This is a genomic window from Rhodococcus sp. 06-1474-1B, from assembly GCF_002258885.1.
In the GTDB taxonomy this organism is placed as follows: domain Bacteria; phylum Actinomycetota; class Actinomycetes; order Mycobacteriales; family Mycobacteriaceae; genus Rhodococcoides; species Rhodococcoides fascians.
Genome location: NZ_NOYR01000014.1, coordinates 154,884 through 175,124 on the forward strand (window position 1 = coordinate 154,884; position 20,241 = coordinate 175,124).

Below are 20,241 nucleotides of genomic sequence, written 5' to 3' on the forward strand. Positions count from 1 at the left end.
CTTGAGAGTCATCGTGTCTGCCGTCGATATCGATATCGACGCGCACAAAATCCTGGACTCCATCTCGTTCGAGGCCCAGTCGAACCGAACGACGGCCCTGATCGGTCCGAACGGGTCTGGAAAGTCGACTCTGCTTCGCGCCGTCTACCGAGCAGCGAAGCCGACCATGGGGACCGTACTGATCGGTGACAGCGATATCTGGCAGACACCGGCGAAGGCCGTCGCCAGACAACGCGCAGTGGTCACACAACATCAAGGTGAAGGCACGGACTTCACCGTCCGCGAGATCGTCGCGATGGGCCGCTCGCCCCACAAGGGATACTTCGAGACGGACAACGACACCGACCGCCGCCTCATCGACAATGCGATGTCGACCGTTCACGTGTGCGAATTCGCTCAGCGACCCTTCTCCACACTCTCCGGAGGAGAGCGCCAGCGCGTACTACTCGCCCGGGCGCTCGCCCAACAAGCACCCGTCATCATCCTGGACGAACCCACCAACCACCTCGACGTCCGAGCTCAATTCGAGCTCCTGGACTTACTGGAGAACCTCGAAACGACTGTTCTGTTGGCTATGCACGACCTCGACCATGCACTTGCACATGCAGATACGATCGCCGTCCTCGATCGCGGAAGGATCGTTGCTGTCGGGGAGCCACGCGCGACCCTCACACCAGCGCTGTTGCTGGAGGTATTCGGTGTCGATGCCCTCGTCATCGACCATCCGATTACCGGACGTCCCCATGTCGCGATGGCTCTGCCGCCCAGCAGTCGCCACACCTGATCGATCGCGCACACGTCCCTCGATCACCTGTGATCGATCCGTACCCGATTCTGCGGAACTAACCAGCCGAAGTGCCCGACTACTCCGGTAACTGCTCTTCCACGTCGTGCGTTTGCCGCAGAGGCCGCTCAATCCTTGTTCCGTTCACCGAAAGCTCGAGGTCCCCATGCTCGTCTCGCCACAGCCGAACGTGACGCGAGGGGTCCAAGTACACGGATTCCACCCCAGCACAGCTACCGAGTCTGAGGTGTCGACGATCCTCGAGCACATCTATCGGGACAAAATTGTGCTCCTGAAAGAGCAGGAGCTCGACCACGACGAATTCGTCGCTCTCGGTGCGTTGCTCGGAACCCCCGCTGTGTACTACGAGTCCATGTATCACCTACCTGGTCATCCGAAGATCTTTGTCTCGTCGAATCACCCATCGGGTGGCAGCCGAATCGGGGTTCCGAAGACCGGAAAGTTCTGGCATTCCGACTACCAATTCATGCCGGATCCGTTCGCGATCACCCTGATCTATCCGCAAATACTGCCCGAACGAAACCGCGGCACATATTTCATCGACATGGGAGAAGCCTTCCAGGATCTGGATCCTCGGATCAAAGACGTTGTTGTTCTGTCTAATTCGTGGCACAGCTCACGCAGATATGTCAAGATCCGGCCGTCGGACGTGTATCGCCCGCTGGGCGAGATCGTCGCGGAAGTCGAAGCGAATACACCACCGCAGATGCGGCCGACCGTGATCGAGCACCCGGTAACCGGGGAAGCAGTGCTCTACATCAGCGAGGCTTTCACCTACGCGATCGAAGACCGTGACGGAGAAGCTCTCCCCGCCGAACTGCTCACCGAGCTTTTCGGGACATCAGGCCAACTCGATTCGACGTTCACCCACCCAAATATCTTCCTGCAGACCTACGAACCGGGGGATATTCTCCTGTGGGACAACCGATCTCTGGTACATCGAGCACTTCACACCTCCTCGAACGAACCGGTCGAGTCTCATCGAATAACGGTGCACGACGGGCATCCGCTCAACCGGGTCCGGCACGCGGGTGTTGATCGCGGAGAGGCGGCAGTGAAATGACATCCACAACTGGCGCGGCGGCCGATACAGCGAACCACTCCGCCGCTCTTCTCGAGCGCGCCATGCGCCCGTACGCAGGTAAAGGATGTATCTATCTCGAGCGAGCATCGGTCGACGTGCACGACGGCCTCGCAGTGGGGTCCGGACAATTCTCGATTGCGGAGTCTTGTTACATCGACGACACCGGCCACTTCAATGCCGTCGAGTTCAACATTTCTTACAACCAGCTCTTCTACTACACGCTGGCCGCGTGCATTCAGGACAACGTCCTCCCCCAGTTCTCGGGGTGGACACTCGAGGACTACTGGCCCCGCCAGCTGCCCAACATACTCATCCACCGCATGAGCACTAACTATTCGCGGCCCATCGACCCGCGATCGTATCGAGCCGAGATGACGATTACCGACATCGGATTCCGTCACCGTTCCCGCGCTGTAGTGACCGTCGAAACGCACATCGAGTTCAGTGACGACAAAGGCGGCCGGGCGACAGGAGATGTCTCCGTGGCTATCATCGACCCACCGGCTGGTCACCAAGCATGAACAGGATCTCTACGCCCGACACGCTGCATGTCGGACTTACATCTTGGGCACAGCGCTACCCAGATCGAGTGTCGCTGACATGCGAGGACGAATCGGTCACCTACGAAGAACTCCTCGGACGAAGTCTGCGAGTCGCAGGCGCCCTCGACGAGCTCGGTGTCGGCCCGCACGACCGAGTTGCGTACCTCGGCCGTGACAGCATCGCCTTCTACGAAATTCTTTACGCGTGCGCGCACGTGGGGGCCGTGCTGGTTCCGGTGAATTGTCGACTTGCCGCAGTCGAAGTGAATTTCGTGGTGAAAGATTCCGGCGCGCGAGTGCTGTTCACCGATCAGCCCACCGCGGATCACGCGGCCACCGTTCTGCACTCGATCGACACGAGCGGGGCACCGTTTGCACAATGGCGCGATGCGCAGCGACCGTTCCTACCGGCCGGTGCCGTATGGACACGCGATGATCCCGTCGTCCAGATTTATACCAGCGGAACCACAGGCCACCCCAAGGGTGTCGTTCTGGCACACCGAACATTCTTTGCCGTCCGCGAACTTCTCGACGCCGCCGGCCTGGACTGGATCGACTGGAAACACAACGATATCAATCTCATAGCGTTGCCTTCGTTCCACATCGGCGGACTCTGGTGGGCCACACAGGGACTGAATGCCGGCGTCGTCAACGTGATAATTCCGTCGTTCTCCGCCGCAGCTGCGCTTGCCGCGATCCGCAGCAGACACATCACAACCACCTGCCTGGTACCCGCAATGATGCATATGATCATTTCCGAAATCAGTTGCAGTAAAACTGATTTCCGCTCTCTACGTAAAGTCGTATACGGCGGATCACCGATCGGGCGAGCGCTGCTCACACGCGCGCAGACGATGTTCGACTGCCACTTTGCACAGATCTACGGACTCACCGAGACCGGCAACACCGCACTGTGCTTGCCACCCGCCGAGCACGGTGTCTCGATGACCCGAATCGAGGCTGCAGGCCGCCCCTACCCCGGCATCGAGATTGCAATCGTCGATTCCGACGGCTTGCCGGCCCCGGAGGGAGACATCGGCGAAATCCTGGTCAGCAGCCCGGCCCGGATGATCGAGTACTTCGATCGCCCAGACGCTACCGCCGACACGCTGGTCGATGGATGGATTCGAACCGGGGACGCCGGATACATCGATTCCGAGGGGTTCCTGTTCATCCGTGATCGAGTCAAGGACATCGTGATCGTCGCCGGAGAAAACGTGTACCCAGCGGAAATCGAACGCGCGTTGACCGAACACGATCACGTGCGCGATGCCGCAGTGATCGGCATCCCCGACGATCGCTGGGGTGAATCGGTGCTCGCTTTCGTTCAGCGCGAACCGAAATCGCGCCTGTCCATCCGAGAGGTAGCCAACCATCTGAACGGCCGGATAGCTCCGTACAAGATGCCCGCCCGGTACGAGTTCATCGAGTCCATTCCGCGCAATGCCAGCGGAAAAATACTCCGGCGCTCTCTACGGGAGCGGTACTGGACCGAGAACGAACGTCAAGTGAATTGACCGATCTGCTGGAGAGCAACCCGAATTCTCGCTGCAGGCCCGAACCGCAACTCAGAACGAGGCGACAATCGATCGATGGAAACCCCACCATGTCGAGCCGACGTGAACGCAGCAATAGCCGACGTATTATTCGTCGACCCGACCGAGCTGACGTCATCGACCGACCTCGCTGACCTCGGTCTCGAGTCGATACGTCTGCACTTGCTGATCGAGCACTTTCGATCTGCGGGAGCAGACGTCACATTCGCCGAGCTGGCCGAGGATCTGCACTTGGCGCATTGGTACCGGGTCTTGACCGACGAGAGTTCGTGATATGCGACTCGAACTGACCGGTGCACAACGAGGCATACTGAAGGCTCAACAGCTCGATCCACAGAACCCGGCGTTCAACATCGCCGAGTACGTCGATTTTCTCGGGGCACTGAACGTCGATCGCTTCGTCGCAGCTCTGCGCACAATGATTGCGGAAACCGACGCGACGCGACTGACTGCAGTTACCGACAAGGAACGCCTACATCAACGAGTAGGGAACCGCGCAGACGTACCGGTGGACGTAGTCGACCTCACCGATCGTCCTGATCCGGAACATGACGCGTTGGAAATCATGCAGGGCGACGTCTCGACTCCCCTGAACCCAGCGGTGGACACACTGTGCCGGCACATCGTGTTCCGCATCGGATCCGCTCGCTTCTTCTGGTATCACCGCGCGCATCACTTCGCACTCGACGGATACTCGTTCGCGCTGATCGGCGCTCGCGTGTCGGTGTTGTACCGTGCAGCTTCGGCTGGGCGTATAGCACCTGGCGCGTCCACCCGATCACTGGCCGATGTGATAGCCGAGGACCAGAGCTACGTCCATAGCGCACAGCGGCTCACCGACCGCGTCTACTGGACATCACTACTCTCGGGCTCCTCCTCTGCACCGACGTTGTCGGATCGAAACAGACTGCCGTCGAGCACATTTCGCCGCTCTGTCATCGATTTTCCCGAAGAGCAGTTCGTCGCCCTGGCCCAAGCCTCACGCACCGCACGAGTTGTATGGTCGGATCTACTGCTGGCAGTCGTCGCCGCGATGACTGCGTGCGAGACCGGCGCCGCGGACATCTCGCTCGGGGTCCCGGTCAGCAATCGACTGGGTTCGTGCGCAGCCGAGACCCCGTGCATGATCCTCGGTGCCATCGCCGTGCCCGTGCGAGTCGAACCCGCCCACTCCGTAGCTGCGATCGCGCGCACGGTCTTCGAACAACTACGCCAGTCGCGCAAACATGCACGCTATCGGTACGAGGACCTCAGAGCAGAAACTCAGACCCTCGGCGGCGACCGCCGACTATTCGGTCCGGTCGTGAACATAATGGCCTTCGACTACGACCTGAACCTTCCGGGCATCAGTGCGACAGCCCACAACCTGACGCCAGGACCCGTCGAGGACATCACGATCGACATCTACCGCCGCTCTACCGGGAGCGGTTTGACAGTATGCATCGACGTCAACCCCCGGCGCTACGACGACGTCCACCTTGCCCGGATCCACCAACTCCTGACCACCATGATCACCGCCGCAATCGCAGATCCACACTCACGAACGGACGATCTGAGCCGCATAATCGTACCTGTTGGTCCAGTGCCGTCAGACACCGAATCTGCCGATGTGATGGAGTCGATCGCGGACCTGGTCATGGAAAACCCGGCTGCGCCAGCACTGGCAGGCACCACCGGATCGACATCCTTCAACCTCACCAGGCGTCAGTTGATGCAAGCAGCCAACACCGTCGCCGATGCAGTTCGCACTACGGCACCGACCTCGAAACTGATTGTGTTCTATCCGATGGGAAATGGGCGCGACATTGTGGTGATGCTCGCGGCGCTTCTGCTCGGCACGCCCTATATGGCGCTCGACGCGAATGCTGCAGACTTCGCTCGTCGAATGGCCACCGTCAGGCACCTCCACCCAGCGGCTGTGTACGACAGCTCGACACGGGCAGCCACCACCAACACCGTCGCTGACGCAACGCCCGTGCAATACCCCGCAGAACAACCGGATTCGGAAGATCGAGTCCTGTCGCACGCTTCCACCGGTGATGCGTACACAATCTTTACCTCAGGGTCGACTGGAACCCCAAAGGCCATTGCCGTCTCGAGGCGCAATCTGAACGCCTTCATTGCCGGAGTCTCCGCACAATACTGTATCGACCACCTCGACCGAGTGCTGCAGTTCGCGCCGTTGCATGCAGATACCAGCGTCGAGGAAGTGTTCCTCACGCTGACCGCAGGTGCAACGCTGGTTGTGGCCAGCAATGACGACAAGCGATCGTTGGGCTCGCTGATAACACTGGTACGTAACGAACGCATCACTGTCCTCGATCTGCCCACTGCCCTGTGGCATGAACTCGTGGTCGGCCTCGAGCGACAAGCCCTGGATCTACCCGAATCGGTTCGGATGGTAATCATAGGCGGCGAGGCGGCATCTGCTACACATATTGCGCGGTGGCACGAATTGGCCGCTGACCGGCACTGGACAGTTCGATTGATCAACACCTATGGGCCGAGCGAGGCGACAGTAGTAGCCACGACCGCTGAACTTCGGCCCCAGGACAACCCAAACGACGGTGTCCCGATCGGGGGTCCTATCTCGACAGTCGGTGCATTTCTTCTCGTCGACAACGTCACGCCGGACGACGGCTCTCGTCGGATCGGCGAGTTGTGCCTGTACGGCCCTACCGTCGCACGGGCATACACCGCAACGGACAGTGAGAACGGAAACAACTTCGGCACAGTGGTTCTCGGCCGCGGCACCGGCGATGAACGCTCGGTCCATGCATACCGGACCGGAGATTTGGTCAGCGCCTCGGACGACGGACTGCTGAGGTTCATCGGACGGACCGACGACCAAGTGAAGATCAGTGGTCACAGGGTCGAGCCCACTGGAATCGACAAGGCGATCGCCACTCTTCCCGGCGTCGCGAATTCGGCAACCGTGATCGCACGTCGCGGTGGCATCATGCCGACCATTCACAGCTTCGTTGTAGCCTCGGATTGCGTACTGAACTCCGCGGACATCGGGATTGGGCTCAACGGGCTTCTACCCACAAGCTCCAGGCCGAATTCGATTACGATAGTAGACAGCCTGCCACTCACCGGGAACGGAAAACTGAATCGCGCAGCGCTCGTGGCGATGGTCGACCGCACACCGACCGAACTCCCGTCGACTTCGGCCACACACGACACCGAAGCCGCGATCGTCGCTGTGTGGGCCGAGGTGACCGGCACCGCCGAGATCACAGCCGATTCCGACTTCTTTCTTCTTGGCGGGCACTCGATGCACACCATTGCCGCTGCCAACCGACTCAGTGGTGCGCTAGGTCTCGATGTTCGACCCGAATTGATTTTCACAAACCCGACCGCCCGAGGGCTTGCCCGCGAACTCGACACCCTGATGCCGTCGGGGACCTCGTCCAGGCGACAGCGAACAGCGATGATGGACGATTTCCGAACTTTGACGCGCATCAAGTCGTGGTCCAAGGTGCACCGACTCCACGCCAGAGGCCTTGGTCGACACGTACTGCTGACTGGTGCGACCGGATTCGTAGGAATCCACGTACTCCGAGAACTACTGGCGCACCCGGACGTGACAGTCACGGTCCTAATCCGAGGGTTAGGAGGGGAAAATCCACGAGATTCGCAGCGCAATCGCATTCTCCGGCAGTGCGAACCGCTGTCCGCGAACGAGATTCGACGATTGATGCAAGATGTGCACATCATTCCTGGCGACCTCGCAGCCCCTCGTTTGGCATTGAGTGACGAACAATGGGGTGCGTTGGCCGAAAACATCACCGACGTGATTAATTGCGCTGCAGTGGTAAGCCCGCTACGGCCCTATACGAGTGTTCGACCGGTCAATACTGTTGCAGTGTCAGAACTGCTCGCACTGTGCCGTGACAGCGGCGGGGCCACATTTCATCAGCTATCTACCGTAGGGGTCGCGTCCGACCAGCCAGTTCACGAGTTCATCGAAACCAAGAACCTGCCGGGATATTTGGCCAGCAAGGCCATCGCGGAGGAAATCGTCCGCGCAGCGGAACTCGCTGGTTTGCCGGTCTCGATTATCCGGCTTGGGCGAGTGATCGGTTCGCGAAGAACTGATGCCGTCAATGCCGAGGACACCTTGTGGACCGTCCTGCGGGCATGTGCGGCCATCGGCTCCTATCCTGTGGTCGACGTCGCCGAACCGCTCAGTTGCGTCGACGACGTTGCGGCGGCAATCGTGGCTCAGGTGAAGGACTCATCCGTTGACGTGGGTATCGTCCGCACTCTGGGACCACCGAGTGCTACGCCCTTCGTGGATATCGTTCGCGCGGTCGGGTTGATCGATCGATCCCATCACGGCGTGGAGATCGAGCAATGGCAGGCGCTCGTTGCAGCGTCCGATCACATTGCGAGCGAACATAAGCAGCTGATTTCAGCTTGGTGCTCGGTGGTAAGACCTGCTCGCATCGTTCCTAAAAGCGACATACCTATCACAACGGACATCGACGGATTTTGCTACCTGTTACCAGTGGTATCGGACACAGAAATAGAACGACTTGCCGATCGCGATCGCCAGTTTCGCACCCGAACCTGAAGCACCAATCGTTCTCGGTTGGTGAACGGAACTGCGCCGGCGAGTCCAGAGACTTCGGATTGAGTGAGATCGATCGGCTGCTTGAAGGTGAAGAACTCGCGTTGAGTGGATTTGTTCCATCCTCACCGGCGACATGTTGCCGGGGGGTCGTGGCTGGATCCGCGGAGGTAGTCCGCGGTGGCACTTCATTGGCGGGCCGTCGCGTCACCGCCTGAGTGGTCTATTCAGCTCGGTTTCGCAAAGGCCGCCGACGCACTCTGGGAGGGAGTCGACTTTGGCGTCCCCGACGGTCCCGATGGACGCATCGGTAATCCATTTCGTCGAGACGTCCAGCGAAGCTATTGACGATACTGTCTTCCCCAGTCTTTGTGACGAGTGAGCCCGCCAGATTAGCCACGCCTCCGCTGCGCGGAACTCGGATCGCTCGGTTGATCGCGTCGAGAACTACGGTGCTGTCATGTGGTTCGGGGCGTTGCACCCTAAGAGAGGTTGGCCGTCGATGACAAACGCGACGTACACTCAACCCGCCATCGTGCGGACATAAGAAGTCGGCAACCACAGCACTTTCGATGCCGACGGCTCGAAGTGTGCGGTACACCAGATCTTTCGCGCGGGCGGCTTCGTGCCCGACACTGTTCCGAGTGGCTACGGCCGCACAGTCCTGGAGCCTGCCCGAAGCGCTCGACGTTGCAACTTTGCTTCCGCTGCGCAATGCTATCCGCGCCTTTGCCTTGTAGACGGGGGTCGCGATCGAGGACTTAGAAGACGAAGGCAACCCGTGATGCCGATCCGGCAGGGGCCACGGCTCGAGGTAGTCGCGTTTACGCGGGTGGCGCGAAGAACTCGAGTGCGACGTTGTCCTGGTCTCGGAATGAGATACCCGAACCGTAATGGGCGTGCTTGATGCCGGAATGTTCGATCTGGAGCTCGGTCAACCTTTCTCGCCACTGGATCAGTTCTTCCTGGGAGCACCCGAACGCGATATGATCCAGCCCTGTTCGCCGTTCGTCGAACGGTGCTTCAGCCGTCGAACCGTGGTGTGTATGTAGCCCGAACAGCATGCCGTCGGCGAGCGCGAAAACCGAATGATGGAAGCCTCCCGACTCTTCGTCTTCGTCCAGAACCGGGCGGGAATCGAACAACCGCGAATACCATTCGACGCTCCGCTCGAGATCCGATACCGTTATCGCGACGTGGGCCAAGCCTGGAAAACTGGGCATATTAAATCAACCTTTCGTAGGGGCGTCTGCACTACTACGAAGCTATTCGATGCAGTCGTTCGGGAAACGCGTAATGCCCGAAAAACTGCCCATTCGGCTAGACATCCCAGGGCCGTAACTTGTCTAGCGGCGGTGGGTTGCTGCGATGTTCGGTGTGCCCAGGCGGTGTGTTCGTCGTACTCGGTGTGGTGGCGCACGCAACCATGCAGGAGTCCGACGAGGCGATTGCCGAGTGCGCGGAGCGCTCAGCGGTGAAGGTCCCCGGCAGCTCGGTGTTGGTCGTAGAACGCGCGAGCGCCGGGGCCTTGGTTGAGGGCGCAGACAGCCCAATTGGTCGACCGCGTCGTAGAGCAGCCGGTTACGCACGTGACGGGCCAGGACGGCGCGTCTTTGGCCGTATGCGATCGTCAGGGGTGACGTACCGGCGGGATTCTTGACTTGGCAGTGTCTATCGGTTGGCGTCATCATCGAATTCACCGAGCACCCGCGTGCCGAGGATGACACCGAGTCCTGGCAGGGAGAGGTAGATGCGGGCGTACGGGTGTGCTTCTGTCAGCGTCGGCATGTCGGTGCGATCGTCGAAGCAGAGTGCGAGTGTCCGTGGCCGGTCTCGGATATCACTGGCGGCGGGACCTCTTCGCCGAGGCGATCCCGGGATTCGGCGACGACATCGGATACTGCCAAACGGGCGGATTCTGCGTGGACTTCGACTTTTCGTGCTCCCTGAGGCTGACCTCGGTGGCGTAAACAGCAGCCTTGCGAAGTGGGGTCTTGTCCTGAGCTTCTTCGTGCCGTTGTAGGCAACGACGCCGACGGCACCGGACACGACCGCCGATACTGCCTTCGCGAAAATGATCGGAAACGCTATGGTCCTCACCCCTCAGGGGTAGAACACGATCTACGCGGTTTGCTCCAACTTGGTACGACTCATCCCAGGTCGTCCCGGGAATACGTGGACACCCGCGCGCCGCCCTTTCGGGTGCGGGGCGGTTCTTGCCCTGCTCATGCTCTGGAGTAGGCGCACGAGCCGCTCGCGACGGTTCACTTATTCGTGAATTCAGATTTAGATGTACTATCATTTCGTGAACGTCGTGAGTGATGTGTCGGTGTTGTCGCGTTTCGGGCATGCGCTGTCGGATGAGACCCGTACCCGGGTGCTGATGGCACTGAAGGACGGGCCGCGGTATCCGGCGGAGCTTGCCGATGATTTGGGTGTGACCCGCCAAAAGCTGTCCAATCATCTCGCGTGCCTCCGCGGATGTGGGTTGGCGGTCGCGGTGCCCGATGGCAGACGAACGCGGTATGAGTTGGCGGACAGCAGCATCGGGCACGCGCTCGATGACCTACTAACTGTGGTCCTCGCTGTGGACCCGGCCTGCTGCGCCGCGTCGGTAGACGGAGGATGCTGCTGATGGCCGACGAGCTGGGCATGCCGGCGGTTGCTCCATACGCCATTCTCATCGACCGGCGAGCTGTGCTGTCTCGACGAATTCGTTGGTTCGTAGCTGCGACGATCGCATACAACGGGGTCGAAGCCGTCATTGCGATCACCGAGGGGGTTCACGTCTCGTCGACGGCGTTGATCGGCTTCGGGTTGGATTCGATCATCGAAGTGTCCTCGGCTGCTGCGGTGGCCTGGCAGTTCGCCGCGGGTGATCCCGCGTCACGCGAGAAGGTGACCTTGCGCGTCATTGCGTTCTCGTTCTTCGCCCTAGCTCTGTATGTGTCGGCCGAAGCGGTTCGATCCCTCCTCGTCACCGGCCAGACTGACCACTCGGCTGTCGGTATTGTTTTGGCCGCAGTGAGTTTGGCGATTATGCCTCCGCTGTCGTGGGCGCAACGACGGGCAGGCAGGGAGCTTGGTTCCTTGACTGCCGTCGCCGATTCCAGGCAGACCTTGTTGTGCACTTACCTCTCGGCTGTGTTGTTGGTCGGGTTGCTCTTGAACAGCCTCTTCGGGTGGACGTGGGCAGACCCGGTTGCGGCTCTGGCCATCGCGATCCTCGCGGTCAAGGAGGGCATCAGCGCATGGCGCGGAGAGTCTTGTTGCGCGGGAATCGTGACCGCGGATTCGATTGCTCCTGAACGGGACTGCCCGTGCTGAGACCGACCGGCATGTCGGCCAGGTAGACAATGCCGCAGGTAGACCTCGTAGGGCTGCGCTCCGCCGCCCCACTCCTCCAGGTACGGGAGGCTGAGAAGCCCGGCTTCTCCGAGGGTAGCGAAGACCCCGTCGGGTAGGTCTCTTCTCGTTCGTGCTTGTCGGCGATCGGGTCGAGCACTTTGTCGGCAATGGCCCGCGTGAGCTGAATCAGCTCACGCGCTTCTCCGGTGAGCAACAAGCGTTCGACGCGCACAACAACCTCCGAGTGAGCGGGTATCAGTACTGTGGACCATCCGCGCAGTACTGTCAGACAGTACTGCGCGAAGAGCTTCGGTATCATCGGGTCGAGCTTCTCGATCGCGCTGGCCGCGAGAAATGCGACTTGCCAGAGGGGTAGGAAACCTGGTTGTGCTGCACCAGTTTCGGACGGCTTGTTGTGCCGGAGGTGAAGTACAACAGCAGCGGATCGTATGGAGTCGTGACGGTCCCGAACGGAACGGGATCAGCGATCGAGTAAGTGTCGCGGTAGGCCAGCCGGGAGTCCCGTCGCCGCTGATTTGCCAGAAGTCTCCGAAGCGTCGACGAACTTGTTGGGCGTCGATGCCGTTGGCCACTACTGCGCGGGCACCGCCACGGTCGATGCGGTCGGCAAGTTCGGTCGGCCCGACAGCGGTGGTCGTAGGCATGAGAACGGCGGCGCGCCGGCCCCGTCGGTGCATGGTTCTACAGTGTCGCGTGTGAGTGGGAACGAGGACGTCGGCGTGGCCATGGTGCCCGATCGTGTGCTGGACGACCTCGCAGAGGTGCTGATCGACAGGCTCGATCAACTTCTCGATCGGTTGACCGACCGGGCGTTGGCCGCGCCGACACCGGGGTCGGCTGTCTGGGAATCGGAATGGAGCGACCGCGAATCAGATACCGGGCGAGCTCGCGCCGTCGAGCGGTCCCGGGTTCGATCAGAATTGGTGCGCCGCGCAGGTGCCGGCCTCGGGATGGTCGGCCTCACTCCCCCGCCGTCACTGCCCACACAGGTGGCATCACCGATGCGCGGACGACGGGTCGGTCGTGTCCGTGTCGACGAGGCTCAGCTGACGTTTTTCTGAAAACGTCTATCGTGGTTCATGTTTTGCTCTTTCGGCGCAAAGAGCCAGTGATCCTGGCTATCGATGCTGCGTGTCTATCCGGGAGACACCCCTGTCGCCTCCTCTTTTGACCACGGTCGGTGCACGGGCACAGTGTTTTTCGTTCAGTGTGACGACAGCGTCAGCCCGGCGGTATCGTCTCCGCTCGATCCCGGTTCTGTGCTGAAGTCGTTCAGCAGTCGGTGGCGCTGAGGCGGTAGTTCGAGACTTTCCAGCCGTCGTCGGTGCGTTCGAGATCGACGGCCCCGGTGTACCCGGTGAACGGGGTGATCGCACCGCTGCGGTGCTGGACGACGCGGTCGATGGTGATGGCGACGGTGGCCTGGTTGTCGCCGTCTATCTCGGTGGCAGTGCCGTTGGTGTAGATACTGGTGTCGGGTGCGGCGAGGGCGGTGACGATGTCGCCGCTGCGTGCCCATGCCGACCATTCCGGGATGGGCTGCGGCGCTGGATCGGGGGGTGTCGCGGCGGCGGTGGCCATCGACCCGGTCAGGTTGTCGCGCTGGGCGTGCAGGGCTTCCCACGGTGAATCTTGTACTGCTGGTTGCCATGTGTACACACCGGACATGACCGCCGTTGCGACCCCGGCGGGGTTCGTGGCCGAGGGGTCGATGGCGATTCCGGCGTCTGTGCTTGCCGGTGGGGGTGTGTCCGAACCACGGGCGAGGAACACGGTCACGGCCGCGATCACTACGGCACCGGCGATGCCGCAGCACGCGAGAACAATGTTGGCTCTGTGGGTCATCTTGTACGTTCCTGCGAACCGTGTGTATCGGTGGGGTCGGTGTCGGAGATCTGGTCCAGCGCAGCGGCTTTGGCGATGACTTCGATCCAGCCGGTGACCGGTCCTCGTGAGTTGGTGCGGTCGAGGATGTGTGCCATGTCGGTGCTCCTTCGATTCGGTGATGGTCAGTCTCGCAATAGGTACCGACACAGCGGTGTCGGCCGGTGCAGCTCTAACCGATGGTCGGGACTCCGGCCGCAGCGAGGACGCTGACCGTCCAGATCGCCCACATGGCGATCGTGACGGCCGCGAGACCAGTGGCTTTCTTCAGTGTCGTCAAGCTCCAGTTCCGCTCGTGTGAGTAGTCCATGGCGACAGCGGTGAGGCTGCCGACTGTCATGGCGAAGGTGATGACGATGACGATGACGATGACGGCCCACCATCCCTGCGTGACGACGTCCTGCGCGGCAGCGACGCGACCGATCTCGGCGGAGGCACCGTTAGCCGTGGCCAATACCCAATCGGCTATCGGGACAGCCCACGCGAGCCACACGATGAGAGCGGACAGAGCGAGCGCGATCAGGACCCGGTGGAGATCACGGGGTGTTACCTCGTATGTGGTGCGAGGCGGTGTGGTGGTCATAACAGTGCCGTTCGTTCTTCGTGCGCATTGGATCGGGCTATCGGGCCAGGTCGTCATCGTGTAAGCCCAGGGGCTGCATGGAAGCTTGGCGGATCAGCTCTCGAACGTCGGTTGCTCGGGGCGTCTGGCGTGATGCCGAGTTCGGTATCGATGTCGAGGCGATTGAACAGTTCGCGGCCCAGTTGCACTCGGGTGGTGAACAGGCGCAGGGTGCGCCCGTCGGGCAGGTCGACGGTGCGGGGTGGAAGTCGTGCTGCTTCGATCTCGACGATGTCGGTAGCGTTTCTAAGTCTGTAGGGATAATTTGCCGGAAAGGTGTCGGGCTATGTCGAAAGTGCTCCTATGAAGGCGATGTTCGGGCGCACCGGCCGGTGCTGCTGTCGTGGTGATGCTTGCGGCGCGGTGGCACTACTGGCGGCAAGAGGTATGGGTGGCAGGTCTTAGATGCGTGGTTCGCGGGTCGGTCCGGGTTGTCGAGCTTGCTGTTGGCGTAGTTGTTCGCGACGTTCGGCTTTACGTTGCTCGGCGAGGCGGCGTTGCTCGGCGGCGCGTTGCTCCGCGGCCTCTCGTCGCGCCCGGTCCGTGTCGATGATCGGATCTGGCGTCGCGGGTTGCGGGGTCGGTGCCGGCTGCTGTCCGGGCACTGCATGGTTGGGTAGCTGAGCGGGTGCGGTGACTGTCTTGATGCGGGCGTTGACCTGGTCCCACGCGCGGGCCGCTTCGCCGTGTTCGGGGCGGTCTCCGATGAGCGTGCGGTCGGTGTCGATGCCGAATTCTTCTCGGTAGGCCCCGATTTGGCCGGCGGTGATCTGCCAGCGCAGTCGGGCACCGCCGGAGTCGGGAATCTCTCCGAGGTGGCGGGTCCAGGCGGGTTGTTCGTCGACGGCGTGCTGTCCGAGCTCGCGGGTGCGTTCGGCGATCTCGGTGTATCGGCGGCGGCTCCAGGCGACGAGTTCGGGGTCGATTCCCTCGCGGTCCTGCATCGGCGGCAGGACCCAACTCGGGGCACTGTGGTCGCGTGCCTCTCGGCCGAGGGGCCAGCGTCGTTCGGCGTCGTCGAGCAGATCCGCTGCACTCGGGTCGGGTTCGGTGACACCGCGTCGCAGTTCCACGATCGCGGCGTGGGGGTCTTTGCCGGCGCGTTCGGCATTGCGTAGATGGGCGGCGAGGTCGGGCCACGCCCCGCCGTCGCCGAGGATGGTCTCGGCGTGCTCACCGAACTGGGTGCGCAGCGTCGGTTCGATGCTCTGCGTCCACGCGTGCATCTCGTCCGCGCCGTTCTCGATGTGCTTTTCGAGTCGCCAGTGCATGACGGCGGAGACGGAGTCGGCGCTGGCGAGTTCGCGCTCCGAGCGTGCGGCGGCGAGGGTGGGGGCGGCGTCGAGGCCGAGCTGCTCGGCGCGGCGGTACTGGTGGACGAAGGTGTCCCATTGGGCTTCGGCGATCATCGTGTTCGCCAACTCCGGACCCATGTTCTCGCGGACGATAGCTTCGATGCGGTGCGCATCGATGAGTTCGCCCGCGTACTCGTATCCGCCGACGTTGTAGTCGAGCTTGCGGTGCGCGACGGCGGCGTCGCGTTGCTGTTCGGTCGCCGAGACGTCCGAGCCGTCGCGGCCGATGATGGTCCGCACGACTTCGTCGGCGATCTTTTTGTCCGGATGCACGTGGATCAGGTGCGGGTCGACGATCCGGTCGATGGGCACGTACAGCTGGTTTCCGTCCCGGCCGCGGGTGAGTGCGACGTAGAGGGCTTGCCGGTTCATGGTGTCGTCGACGAGGACGTGGACCTGGTCGACGGTCATCCCTTGGGAGCGGTGGATGCTGGCGGCGTAGCCGAGCTCGCAGTGCTCTGTGACGTAGTCGGTCGGCAGGCGGATGCGCCCGCCGTGTTCGAGGTGGCGCACGGTCAGCGATCCGTCGCGGTGCGCGGTCTTCACCGTCCACAGGTCGCCGTTGCGCACTCGTTCCCCTCGTGTGCCGGTGACGCGCAGGCTGGTGTCGTTGCGGCGGGTGACGATGCGGTCCCCTGCGCTGGCGCGCAGTCCGTCGGAGAGGTCGTTACCGCCTTTCTTGACCAGGCCCTTGGCGAGTCGTTCGGTGCGGGCCCGGTCGTTGAGGTCGCGGACGGCGTGGTTGCTGCTGGCGATCATCAGCGACGTCGTGTCGGTGTCCGAGGTCTTCGCCCAGGCGGTGAAGACTTTCTCGGCGAGGTCGTCGGGCATACCGTGCTGCACGCGGTCTTTCGCGGCGTACCAGGCGGCGACGGAGGTATCACCGTCACGCAGTCGCAGCGAGATCTCGGCTTCTTCTTTGTCGCGGAAGCGATGAACGTCGACCAGTTCCGGTGCCGCGCTCGACCGGGCGACCAGCCGCAGTGCGCCGCCGGTGTCGACGGCGGCGAGCTGCTGCGGGTCACCGAGCAGTCGGACCACTGCGCCGTGCTCGGCAGCAATGTAGGTCAACCGGTCCAGATCGTGTGTCGAGGCCATGCCCGCTTCGTCGACGAGGATCATCGACCCCGGGGTGATGCCGGTGTCGAGTTCGTTCTCGTAGCGGGTGAGGACGTCGGCGATGGTGCGGCCGGTGACACCGAGTTCGTCGCCTAGGACGCCGGCGGCTTTTGCAGAAGGCCCGAGGGCGATCACGTTGTATCCGGAACTGCGCCAGGCGTCGACGACGACGCGCATGGCGGTGGTCTTGCCGGTGCCGGCCGGTCCGACGCCGGCGGCCAGGAGGGCACCGGAGAACAGGAAGTGCTCGACGAGTGCTTTCTTGTCCGCGCCCAGATCCCAGCCCTTGCGTTGGGTGTGCGCGGCGAGGGCGGCGACGTAGGCGTTGCCGGGTGCCATGACCGCGGTCGGGGTGTGGGCGGCACCAACGAGGCGGTGTTCGGCAGCGAGGATCGCTGCGCTGGTGTAGGTCTCGTTGCCGTGCACGGTCAGGATCGACGCACCATCGCTGCGCTGCAACGCCTTGGGTGTCGCGTCGACCTGGCGAGTCAACCGGATCGACTCCCCGCCGAGAGCGGCTTCGGTGACCTTCTCGGCGACCGCGTCACGCTCGGCCGCGGTCGCGAACACCAGCGGCCGCAGTTGTCGTTGGACTTCGGCTTGGATGTGCCAGCGGTTCCAGGTCGAGCGTTGCTGTGCGATACGTGCGACGGCGGTGCGGGCGATCTCGCGGTGGTCGATCGAGGCGGCATCGGTGACGGTGATCGTGTTCCCGGTGCTCGCCTTCAAGGCGGAGTTCAGGGCCCGTCGGCCGACGACGTCCAGCGCGCGTTCGCGCCATTCCGCGCGTTGTGCACCGAGCGATTTCGGGGGTGCTTTCTCATTGCGGGTTTCCAGGGTCGCTTGGTCGGCGAGGCGCATCTGCATGGCGGTCGAGGGGTCTTTGCCGTGGGTCTTGCGGTAGTCCGAGACGAGCTTTTCCAGCCGTGACTCGATGGCGTCGCGGCGGGAGAACTCGCGGAGCAGTGCGGTGGGGATGCCCTCGATTTCACGGACGGCGCGTTTGTTGATTCCGGTGCCGGGTCGGTCGGCGAACACGGTGCCGAGCTCGCGGGTGACGTACTCCTCGATGAGGGTGTTGTAGCGCTCGGATGCGGCGACGGCGAGCTTGTGCAGCACGCGGCCATCCAGGCTGCGCCATTTGCCGTCGACGCCTTGCACTTTGGTGGAGATCGCGACGTGGGTGTGCAGGTTCGGGTCACCGTTGCGGTTGTCGCGGTGATCGAACCGGGTGTACATCAGGCCTGTCGATTCGATCTGTCCAACACCGGCTTTGCCGACGCGGGTGTAGGAGGCGTTGTCCTCGATCCAGCCGATCGCATCGGTCACCGCGGCGCTGTGTGCGCGCTCGATCGCGACGCGGGTGTCGTCGTCGCCCAGGCCCCAGAGAACTGACACCGATTTCTGCGGAGTGAACACGCAGTCGTAGCCGGCGACGGGTTGGCGTTCGCGGCGTTGCTGCGAGGCGATGTAGCGGACGAGCTCGGCTTCGCTGGCCGGTGATCGGCCGACTTCGCGGTGGAACTCGTCGGCTCCGACGCGGTAGCGGATCTGCTGGCACTGCTCGGCGGTGAGCGGCTTACCGCCGGCGGCGCGGTCGTTGTCGATCTCCGCGCGGATGCGCTTCATCAGCGGCACCTCGTTGCGGAAGCTCGCGAACTTGCGGCCGAGCCGCACGCTCTCGATCGCCGCGTTCGCCTTCGCACCGTCGAGGACAGCGGCCTCGATCAACGCCTGGGCTTCGGGGTGTAGGCCTTCACCGAACAGTGCCTTCATCTGGTCCTCGCGGACGTGCCCGGACACCCCGAGCTCGGCCGCGGCCCGCCCTCCCCAGATGCCCGGTTCGGTGCCTTCGGCCGCGTAGTAGTCGGTGAGGTCCTGGCCGCGTTCGAGGCGAATGTCTGCGCTGGCGACCTCGCGGGTGAGGTAGGTGTAGCCGTCGCCCGCGTGCAGCGCGTGCACGGTCATCATCGCGGGCAACGCCGCCGACGAGCGGTTGTGCGACGAGATCTCACGGGCCGATCTCGCTCGAATTCTGCTCCTGAATCGCGCGGCACAGTCGCGATAGTACGCAGATTCCGCCCATGGACACTAATAGTGCAAGAGGTGTGTGGCGTTTAGTATGTTATTTCGCAAACGGCTAAAGGAAATCTGCAGTCGATCGCATCTGGATTTCGGACGGATCAGAACGTACATGGACCTTGGGGGACGAAAACTGCAGCAGCACAGATGAATCAGGACGAGTGCGGGTACGCCACACTCTTTCGTCGGCCGGCATGTAGGCGGTAGCCTGTCCCGTATGACTTCCTCAGACAGTGGACCGGTCAGCGCTCGGGAACGGGCTCGGCGGGCGAATGCGCAGAGATTGTCGGACGCACAGTTGCGTTTGAAGAATCAGGAGCAGGATCTGATTTTATATTTCGATGCCACCCGCGACGAACAAAAAATCAACGACGATGTGGCCACAAGGATCAAGCGGTTGCGGCGGGATGCGGAAACCAAGCTTGATGCGGCGTATGAGAGACGCGCACGAGCACTCGCCGAGCTCAAGAAACGCGGTGAAACATACGCCAGCATCGCTGCCCTGGTGAATCTTTCGGTGCCAGAAGCGACGCGGTTGATCAAATCGACGATGTCGGCACGTGCGACCGTCAGGCCCGATTTCGGTCCGGCTGCAGAGAATGACGCGGGTGGTACGAGTAGCACGGAGGAGAGCTCCGATAGCCCTGGGGATTCCGCATCAACTGCGTCTGCAGAGCCTTCGATAGACGGAGACGCGGGGGCAGATCGAGAGGGCGGGCGCAGCATCGCGTGACAAACGAGCGGAGCTAGCACCGCAGGCTTCACGCCCGCGCACATCGAAGGTTCTAACTCATTGCAACACAACGGTAGTTCGAGAACGCAATGGGAGCGCACGCCTTACCGCACATGGTTACGGCGAAATATTTATGTCGTTGGCTTGGTGTTGAATCCGGCTTGAGGCAGGAAGTGAACGATAGTGATCGCAGTTGTTGGCATCGGCTTGATCGTCGCAGGAGCGCTGTGGCGCGCTGGGAAGTCCGAGTCAGGTTGGCGGTTCGCTCCTCTGCGGGCAACTGGAGTCATCGCCAGCGGCGTGTTTCGCATCGGCGTCATTATTGCGTCGATCCTGTTTGCCGTAGTCGTTGCTGTTGCCATCGGAGCGTTGCGCAGCACCTCCCAATAGGTCGTCGAACCCTCATCACTTGGCGAGCCTGCAACGTGGTCCGGATGTTGCTCGATCCATTTTCACGGGTCCGCACCACTTTCAGTATCCAGCGCCTCTGATATCACGACTTCAGCCGAACCCC

The 20,241-nt window shown here is 62.1% G+C and carries 17 protein-coding genes and 3 pseudogenes; 11 read left to right on the top strand and 9 right to left on the bottom strand.

What is annotated here, in order from left to right:
• Position 1: 1 nt before the first annotated feature.
• From CH266_RS04275 to CH266_RS04300, 6 genes are all read left to right on the top strand, one after another.
• The gene (locus CH266_RS04275; RefSeq protein ID WP_032371914.1) at positions 2-784 is read left to right on the top strand and encodes an ABC transporter ATP-binding protein; all 783 of its coding nucleotides are present in this window, start codon (positions 2-4) and stop codon (positions 782-784) included.
• Positions 785-950: 166 nt separating this feature from the next.
• Entirely contained in the window at positions 951-1,868 is a 918-nt protein-coding gene (scoE, locus tag CH266_RS04280; RefSeq protein WP_032371913.1) for a (3R)-3-[(carboxymethyl)amino]fatty acid oxygenase/decarboxylase, read from the top strand.
• Entirely contained in the window at positions 1,865-2,410 is a 546-nt protein-coding gene (locus tag CH266_RS04285; protein ID WP_052066535.1) for an FcoT family thioesterase, read from the top strand. The genes scoE and CH266_RS04285 overlap by 4 nt, the downstream gene beginning before the upstream one ends.
• On the top strand, positions 2,407-3,948 hold the full coding sequence (locus CH266_RS04290; RefSeq protein WP_032371911.1) for a long-chain-fatty-acid--CoA ligase: 1,542 nt from the start codon (positions 2,407-2,409) through the stop codon (positions 3,946-3,948). Before CH266_RS04285 ends, CH266_RS04290 begins: the two co-directional genes overlap by 4 nt.
• A gap of 75 nt (positions 3,949-4,023) precedes the next feature.
• On the top strand, positions 4,024-4,260 hold the full coding sequence (locus tag CH266_RS04295; RefSeq protein ID WP_094714794.1) for a phosphopantetheine-binding protein: 237 nt from the start codon (positions 4,024-4,026) through the stop codon (positions 4,258-4,260).
• Between the two features lies 1 nt (position 4,261).
• Positions 4,262-8,566: a condensation domain-containing protein gene (locus tag CH266_RS04300; protein ID WP_094714795.1), complete on the top strand. Its 4,305-nt coding sequence runs from the start codon at positions 4,262-4,264 to the stop codon at positions 8,564-8,566.
• Between the two features lie 821 nt (positions 8,567-9,387).
• Here the strand turns inward: CH266_RS04300 and CH266_RS04305 are convergent.
• The 3 genes and pseudogenes from CH266_RS04305 to CH266_RS04315 all read right to left on the bottom strand — a co-directional run bounded on the left by CH266_RS04305 (position 9,388) and on the right by CH266_RS04315 (position 10,605).
• Positions 9,388-9,786, bottom strand: a complete 399-nt coding sequence (locus tag CH266_RS04305) for a VOC family protein (RefSeq protein ID WP_032389140.1) — start codon at positions 9,784-9,786, stop codon at positions 9,388-9,390.
• Between the two features lie 125 nt (positions 9,787-9,911).
• Positions 9,912-10,339 (bottom strand): annotated as a pseudogene (locus CH266_RS04310) (transposase); the annotation flags it as partial.
• Complete coding sequence (locus tag CH266_RS04315) at positions 10,339-10,605, bottom strand: DUF1490 family protein (protein WP_441347036.1); 267 nt, start codon at positions 10,603-10,605, stop codon at positions 10,339-10,341. The pseudogene CH266_RS04310 and the gene CH266_RS04315, both read right to left, overlap by 1 nt.
• A 248-nt stretch (positions 10,606-10,853) precedes the next feature.
• Here CH266_RS04315 and CH266_RS04320 point away from each other — a divergent pair, with 248 nt between their 5' ends.
• Positions 10,854-11,198: an ArsR/SmtB family transcription factor gene (locus CH266_RS04320; RefSeq protein ID WP_032371907.1), complete on the top strand. Its 345-nt coding sequence runs from the start codon at positions 10,854-10,856 to the stop codon at positions 11,196-11,198.
• Positions 11,198-11,890, top strand: a complete 693-nt coding sequence (locus tag CH266_RS04325) for a cation transporter (protein WP_094714824.1) — start codon at positions 11,198-11,200, stop codon at positions 11,888-11,890. Before CH266_RS04320 ends, CH266_RS04325 begins: the two co-directional genes overlap by 1 nt.
• Positions 11,891-11,922: 32 nt before the next feature.
• Here the strand turns inward: CH266_RS04325 and CH266_RS25770 are convergent.
• Positions 11,923-12,143, bottom strand: a pseudogene (locus CH266_RS25770) (acyl-CoA dehydrogenase family protein); the annotation flags it as partial.
• 131 nt (positions 12,144-12,274) lie between these two features.
• Positions 12,275-12,585 (bottom strand): annotated as a pseudogene (locus CH266_RS26100) (AMP-binding protein); the annotation flags it as partial.
• A 42-nt stretch (positions 12,586-12,627) separates the two neighbouring features.
• Between CH266_RS26100 and CH266_RS04335 the strand changes: the two are divergent.
• Complete coding sequence (locus CH266_RS04335) at positions 12,628-12,993, top strand: hypothetical protein (protein WP_141214491.1); 366 nt, start codon at positions 12,628-12,630, stop codon at positions 12,991-12,993.
• 211 nt (positions 12,994-13,204) lie between these two features.
• On the opposite strand, the gene CH266_RS04340 is transcribed toward CH266_RS04335, so the two are convergent.
• The 4 genes from CH266_RS04340 to mobF form a co-directional block, all read right to left on the bottom strand.
• Positions 13,205-13,777 (bottom strand): hypothetical protein, encoded by a 573-nt coding sequence (locus tag CH266_RS04340; protein WP_094714797.1) that lies wholly within the window; start codon positions 13,775-13,777, stop codon positions 13,205-13,207.
• Complete coding sequence (locus CH266_RS25310) at positions 13,774-13,914, bottom strand: hypothetical protein (RefSeq protein ID WP_176457008.1); 141 nt, start codon at positions 13,912-13,914, stop codon at positions 13,774-13,776. Before CH266_RS25310 ends, CH266_RS04340 begins: the two co-directional genes overlap by 4 nt.
• A gap of 74 nt (positions 13,915-13,988) precedes the next feature.
• Positions 13,989-14,399, bottom strand: a complete 411-nt coding sequence (locus CH266_RS04345; RefSeq protein WP_094714798.1) for a hypothetical protein — start codon at positions 14,397-14,399, stop codon at positions 13,989-13,991.
• 440 nt (positions 14,400-14,839) lie between these two features.
• Positions 14,840-18,883 carry a MobF family relaxase gene (mobF, locus tag CH266_RS04355; RefSeq protein ID WP_094714800.1) on the bottom strand — a complete coding sequence of 1,348 codons (4,044 nt, stop codon included), beginning with the start codon at positions 18,881-18,883 and terminating at the stop codon, positions 14,840-14,842.
• Between the two features lie 328 nt (positions 18,884-19,211).
• Here mobF and CH266_RS04360 point away from each other — a divergent pair, with 328 nt between their 5' ends.
• Both CH266_RS04360 and CH266_RS04365 read left to right on the top strand, forming a co-directional pair.
• Positions 19,212-19,727: a hypothetical protein gene (locus tag CH266_RS04360; protein ID WP_094714801.1), complete on the top strand. Its 516-nt coding sequence runs from the start codon at positions 19,212-19,214 to the stop codon at positions 19,725-19,727.
• A 183-nt stretch (positions 19,728-19,910) separates the two neighbouring features.
• Entirely contained in the window at positions 19,911-20,117 is a 207-nt protein-coding gene (locus CH266_RS04365) for a hypothetical protein (protein WP_094714802.1), read from the top strand.
• Positions 20,118-20,241: the final 124 nt, after the last annotated feature.

What these genes read in the sequence shown, in the direction of transcription:
- CH266_RS04340 (WP_094714797.1), bottom strand. Translation starts at nt 13,777, where the DNA reads ATGACCCACAGAGCCAACATTGTTCTCGCGTGCTGCGGCATCGCCGGT.
- CH266_RS04345 (WP_094714798.1), bottom strand. Translation starts at nt 14,399, where the DNA reads ATGACCACCACACCGCCTCGCACCACATACGAGGTAACACCCCGTGAT.
- scoE (WP_032371913.1), top strand. Translation starts at nt 951, where the DNA reads ATGCTCGTCTCGCCACAGCCGAACGTGACGCGAGGGGTCCAAGTACAC.
- CH266_RS04295 (WP_094714794.1), top strand. Translation starts at nt 4,024, where the DNA reads ATGGAAACCCCACCATGTCGAGCCGACGTGAACGCAGCAATAGCCGAC.
- CH266_RS04325 (WP_094714824.1), top strand. Translation starts at nt 11,198, where the DNA reads ATGGCCGACGAGCTGGGCATGCCGGCGGTTGCTCCATACGCCATTCTC.
- mobF (WP_094714800.1), bottom strand. Translation starts at nt 18,883, where the DNA reads ATGATGACCGTGCACGCGCTGCACGCGGGCGACGGCTACACCTACCTC.
- CH266_RS04285 (WP_052066535.1), top strand. Translation starts at nt 1,865, where the DNA reads ATGACATCCACAACTGGCGCGGCGGCCGATACAGCGAACCACTCCGCC.
- CH266_RS25310 (WP_176457008.1), bottom strand. Translation starts at nt 13,914, where the DNA reads ATGGCACACATCCTCGACCGCACCAACTCACGAGGACCGGTCACCGGC.
- CH266_RS04320 (WP_032371907.1), top strand. Translation starts at nt 10,854, where the DNA reads ATGTACTATCATTTCGTGAACGTCGTGAGTGATGTGTCGGTGTTGTCG.
- CH266_RS04290 (WP_032371911.1), top strand. Translation starts at nt 2,407, where the DNA reads ATGAACAGGATCTCTACGCCCGACACGCTGCATGTCGGACTTACATCT.
- CH266_RS04360 (WP_094714801.1), top strand. Translation starts at nt 19,212, where the DNA reads ATGACTTCCTCAGACAGTGGACCGGTCAGCGCTCGGGAACGGGCTCGG.
- CH266_RS04305 (WP_032389140.1), bottom strand. Translation starts at nt 9,786, where the DNA reads ATGCCCAGTTTTCCAGGCTTGGCCCACGTCGCGATAACGGTATCGGAT.
- CH266_RS04300 (WP_094714795.1), top strand. Translation starts at nt 4,262, where the DNA reads ATGCGACTCGAACTGACCGGTGCACAACGAGGCATACTGAAGGCTCAA.